Annotated in this window: 4 protein-coding genes; 2 read left to right on the forward strand and 2 right to left on the reverse strand. The window is 72.7% G+C overall.

Annotated elements, in window-relative coordinates:
- On the forward strand, positions 1 to 616 hold a 616-nt coding region (locus ACI379_RS16885), incomplete at its 5' end, for a hypothetical protein (RefSeq protein WP_439793294.1).
- A 42-nt stretch (positions 617 to 658) separates the two neighbouring features.
- On the opposite strand, the gene ACI379_RS16890 is transcribed toward ACI379_RS16885, so the two are convergent.
- Positions 659 to 1,681, reverse strand: coding sequence for a M48 family metallopeptidase (locus tag ACI379_RS16890; RefSeq protein WP_439793295.1), 1,023 nt, complete (start codon positions 1,679 to 1,681; stop codon positions 659 to 661).
- A gap of 89 nt (positions 1,682 to 1,770) precedes the next feature.
- Here ACI379_RS16890 and ACI379_RS16895 point away from each other — a divergent pair, with 89 nt between their 5' ends.
- Entirely contained in the window at positions 1,771 to 3,687 is a 1,917-nt protein-coding gene (locus ACI379_RS16895) for a glycerophosphodiester phosphodiesterase family protein (protein WP_439793296.1), read from the forward strand.
- 4 nt (positions 3,688 to 3,691) lie between these two features.
- Here ACI379_RS16895 and ACI379_RS16900 read toward each other — a convergent pair.
- A partial coding sequence (locus ACI379_RS16900) for a urocanate hydratase (RefSeq protein ID WP_439793297.1) occupies positions 3,692 to 4,992 on the reverse strand: 1,301 nt, incomplete at its 5' end.

The following is a 4,992-nucleotide window of genomic DNA, read 5'->3' on the forward strand; positions in this document are numbered from 1 at the left end:
CGTCGGCACCGTGTCCGGGGTGCTGCACGGGCTCATCGAGTCCGGTCAGCACGAGACCCGCGAGCGCAAGTTCACCTTCCACGACGATCCCGCGTCCTGCGTGCAGGAGATCCGCGACGCCCTCAAGGACCTGCGCGACGACATCAAGAGCCAGGAACAGTCGCTCAAGCTGCAGGCCGACCAGATCGTCGCCGAGCTCGGCGAGCCCGAGTACCTGCTGCACCGGCCCGCCGGCGACGGGGGAACGCCGGGGATCCTCGACACCACCGACCCCGACGACGTCCTCCCGGAGCGGACCCGGATCACGATCGAGCCCACCACCATGGACTACCTCGCCGAGGACATCCTCGGCGAGATCGCGGCCGGTCTCCGCAAGGCCGGCTACTCCATGGACCTGACCGGCAACGGGTGGTCGTTCCACCGCAGCGGCGGCATCGGGCTGGGCTCGACGGGACCGTACGACTCCTTCAGCGCGCTCAACGACGCCATCGCGGCGCGGCTGGAGGAGAACGCGAACATCGTCGACCAGGTCGCCGAGGTGGTGCTCGTCGTCAAGAAGACGTTCACCGAGACCGACGACCAGGTGTCCCAGGACCTCGCGGCCCTCGACAACTGAGGCCTCGTCGGTGGTTTCGACAGGCTCAACCAGCGGTGCGGCTCAACCGGCGGAGGGGTCGTCCCCGCGCCGGAACCGGTCGTCGATCCAGTTCCTGGCGCTGCCGGCGAACCCGGCCAGGTCGTGGACCGCGCGGCCGATCACGTCCTGCGTCCGCGTGAACGCGTCGGCGTAGCTGTTGGCGGCGTCCTTGACGGACTCGGAGACGCTGGCGTCGCGGTCGTCCTCGCGACGCGGGTACTCACCGGCCAGCATCGCGGTGTACGCGCCGGAGTCGACCCAGGCGCGCAGCTCGCGGGCGCGGACCACGTGGAACGGGTGGGTGTTGCGCTCCATCAGCATCAGCTTGAGCAGGGAGTCGCGGACGTCCTCGGTCTCGTCGTACTCGCTGGCCTGGGCCATGAACGAGGTGATGTCGAGGTTGTCGAGCGAGCCACCGCCGGCGAGCTTCATGTGGCAGCGGGTGGCGACGGCGGGGTCCTGGCTGGCCAGCAGGCCGGCGCGGTCGGCGGACAGCTCCGACTTGCGGCGCCACTCGTACAGGCCGGCGATGATCGCGCGGCCGGCCAGCGCACCGCCGGGCACCCAGGTGAAGACCCGGGTCAGGCCGAGGATCCAGTTGAGCATGGTGGTGTAGACCGCGTGGCCGCTCTCGGCGTGGCCGAGCTCGTGGGCCACCACGAAGAGCAGCTCGTCGTCGTCGAGCAGGTCGACCAGGCCCGAGGTGAGCGTGATGATCGGGTGGTCCATCCCGATCGTGGTCGCCTGGAACAGCGGGCTGGCCACGACGTACACCTCGGGGAGCTCGGCGACGTCGAGGACCCGGCCCGCCTCCAGCAGGGCGCGGTGCACCGCCGGGAACTGCCGCTCGTCGACGCGGATCGAGGAGCCGAGGTACTGCAGCCGGACGGCCCGCTCGGAGACCAGCCCGTTGAGCGTCTTGAGCAGCTGATCGAACCCCTTCAGCTTGCGCAGGGCCATCAGGGCGCTGCGGTCGGCCGGGTGCTCCCACGCGCGGGTGGAGATGCCGGGGAGCGGAGTGCGGGTCTTCGACGGCTTGCCCATGGCGGTCACTGTGCCACAGCGTCCCCAACGGCGAGCGGCTTCGCACGGACCCCTCGACGGTGGCGGTCGTCTCGACCAGACTGCAGCGCATGACCCGCCCACGGACCGGCCCGTCCCTGCTCCCGGCCCTTCTCCTGGTGCTGGCTCTGCTGGTCCCCGCGGGCGGCACGCCCACCGCTGCCGCCGAGCCGGTGGGGGTCGCGGGAGCAGCCCCGACGGCGGCCGCTGCGCCCGTGTTCACGCCGCCCAAGCGGTGCACCAAGCTGCGCGGGAAGGCCCGGCAGCGCTGCGTACGGAAGGCCCGGGCCGCGTGGCTGCGCACGCAGGAGCGGCGCTGCGTCGCGCGGGGCGGCTGGTGGATCGGGCGGACCTGCTGGACCAACCCGTCGCGCCGCACCGGCATCACCGCGTACGAGGGCGGCTCCGCCCTGGCGCCGACGGCGACGCTGGCCGCGTACCGGAACTCGCTCGCCCTCGGCGTCTCCTCCGTGCACGCGCCCGTCCGGGTCACCGCCGACGGCGCGCTCGTGCTGAGCGGGACGGACACGGTCTCCTCCGTGCAGTGCCTGGACGCCGCGCCGGTGACGGTCGGCGACCCCGACTACCCGTACGTGGGCAAGCCGATCGCGGGTCTCGACCTGGCCCAGGTGCGTGCCGTCGAGTGCGGCACCCGGACCGACCCGGACCGCCCCGCCCAGGTCGCCGCGCCGGGCTCGCGGGTCCCCACGCTGGACGAGCTGTTCCGCACGATCACCCACCAGGCCCCCGGCACCCGCGTCGACGTGGAGGTCGCCCCACTCGACACCGCCGGGCGCCAGGCGCTGGCCGACGGTCTCGCCGAGGCGTTCGGCAGCGACACGTCGCTGGCCGCCCGGACCCAGGTCTCCTCGTCCGACTGGACCCTGCTCACCTGGCTGCGCCAGCAGCCGGGCCTGGGCTCCCTCACCACCGTCGGCATCGACGGCGGCGGCCGCACGGACCCGATCGCCGCCGTCACCCGCGCCGGGTTGCAGGGCTGGTCGCCGGTCCGCCGCCACGCCGGTCGCGAGTACATGACCCTCGACCGGGTCCGCGCCGCCCACGCCGCCGGGCTGCGCGTCGTCTCGCGCCCCACGACGTCGGCCACCCAGTTCCGCGACCTGGTGCTGCGCGGTGTCGACGAGGTCATCACCACCCGTCCCGACCTGGCCCGCACCCGGCTCGCCGCGTTCCGCGAGCCCCTGCCCACCCCGTACCCGGACCCGGACGCCGGCGCGCGCCCGCCGCTCCCCCGCGCCCACGCGCACAACGACTACGAGCACACCCGCCCGCTGCTCGACGCGCTGGACGCCGGGTTCACCAGCGTGGAGGCGGACATCTTCCTGCGCGACGGGGAGCTGTACGTCGCCCACGAGGCGACCCAGATCCGGCCCGAGCGGACGCTCGAGGCGCTCTACCTGGCGCCGCTGGAGGCCCAGGTCGAGAACGGCACCGTCCGCGGCCGCGGCCTGCCGTTCCAGCTGCTCGTCGACATCAAGGACGACGGGCTGGCCACGTACCAGGCGCTCGAGACGGCCCTGGCGGCCCACCCCGGACTGTTCAGCCAGTACGCCCCCACCCGGACCACCGCCCCCGTCGACGTCGTCGTCTCCGGCAGCAGCCCGCTGGCACACATGCAGGCCCAGCAGACGCGGTGGATCGGGTACGACGGCAGCCCCGCGCAGTCCGGCACCCTGGCGCCCGACCTGATGCCCCTGGTCAGCCAGTCGTGGGCGCTCAGCGGCATGTGGTCGGGGTCGCTGCCCATGACCGCCGCCGAGCAGCAACGGGTCGTCGACCTCGTCACCCGGGCCCACCAGGGCGGCCACCGGATCCGGTTCTGGCTGACGAACGACTGGTCGGTGCGGCAGCGCAACGCGATCTGGACGGCCCTGCACGACCTGGGCTACGACCACCTCAACGCCGACGACCTCGACGGCCTGGCCACGTTCATGGCCAACCGCGACCCGGGCTACCTGGCCTCCTGAGAGATCACTCCTCGCGCATCGGGATCCGGACACCATCGCGCTCGGCAACCTGCTCGGCGATCTCGTACCCGGCGTCGACGTGGCGGATGACGCCCATCGCGGGGTCGTTGGTCAGCACCCGCTCGAGCTTCTGCGCGGCCAGCTCGGTGCCGTCGGCCACGCACACCTGGCCGGCGTGCAGGGAGCGGCCCATGCCGACGCCGCCACCGTGGTGGAAGGAGACCCAGCTGGCCCCCGACGCGGTGTTGACCAGCGCGTTGAGGATGGCCCAGTCGGCGATCGCGTCGGAGCCGTCCTTCATCGCCTCGGTCTCGCGGTACGGCGAGGCGACCGAGCCGCAGTCGAGGTGGTCGCGGCCGATCACGACGGGGGCCTTGAGCTCCCCGGAGGCGACCATCTCGTTGAACTTCAGCCCGGCCAGGTGGCGCTCACCGTGCCCGAGCCAGCAGATGCGGGCCGGGAGCCCCTGGTACGAGACCCGCTCGCCGGCCATCGTGATCCACTTCCGCAGCCGCTCATTGTGGGGGAAGAGCTCGAGGATGGCCCGGTCGGTGGCGGCGATGTCGGCCGGGTCGCCGGAGAGAGCGGCCCAGCGGAACGGACCCTTGCCCTCGCAGAAGAGCGGACGGATGTACGCCGGGACGAACCCGGGGAACTCGAACGCCCGGTCGTACCCGCCCTTGCGGGCCTCGTCGCGGATCGAGTTGCCGTAGTCGAAGACCTCCGCGCCGGCGTCCTGGAACTCCACCATCGCCCGCACGTGGGCGGCCATCGAGGCCTGGGCGTCCTTGGTGAAGCCCGCGGGGTCGCGCTCGGCCGCGGCGTGCCAGTCCTCGAACGCCACGCCGACCGGAAGGTACGACAGCGGGTCGTGGGCCGAGGTCTGGTCGGTGACGACGTCGATCGGCGCCTTCATCTCCAGCAGCCGCGGGAAGACCTCGGCGGCGTTGCCGAGCAGGCCGATCGACAGCGGGCGGCGCTCGTCGCGGGCGCCGACGGCCAGCTCGAGGGCGTGGTCGAGGTCGTCGGCCTGCACGTCGAGGTAGCGGTGCTCGATGCGGCGGCTGATCCGGGACTGGTCGACGTCGACGCAGATCGCGACGCCGTCGTTCATGGTGACGGCCAGCGGCTGGGCACCGCCCATGCCGCCGAGCCCGGCGGTGAGGGTGATGGTCCCCGCGAGCGTGCCCCCGAACTTCTTGTCGGCGACCGCGGCGAACGTCTCGAAGGTGCCCTGGAGGATGCCCTGCGTGCCGATGTAGATCCACGACCCGGCCGTCATCTGGCCGTACATCGTCAGACCGA

Origin of the sequence: Nocardioides sp., assembly GCF_051876515.1 — a bacterium.
In the GTDB taxonomy this organism is placed as follows: Bacteria; Actinomycetota; Actinomycetes; order Propionibacteriales; family Nocardioidaceae; genus Nocardioides.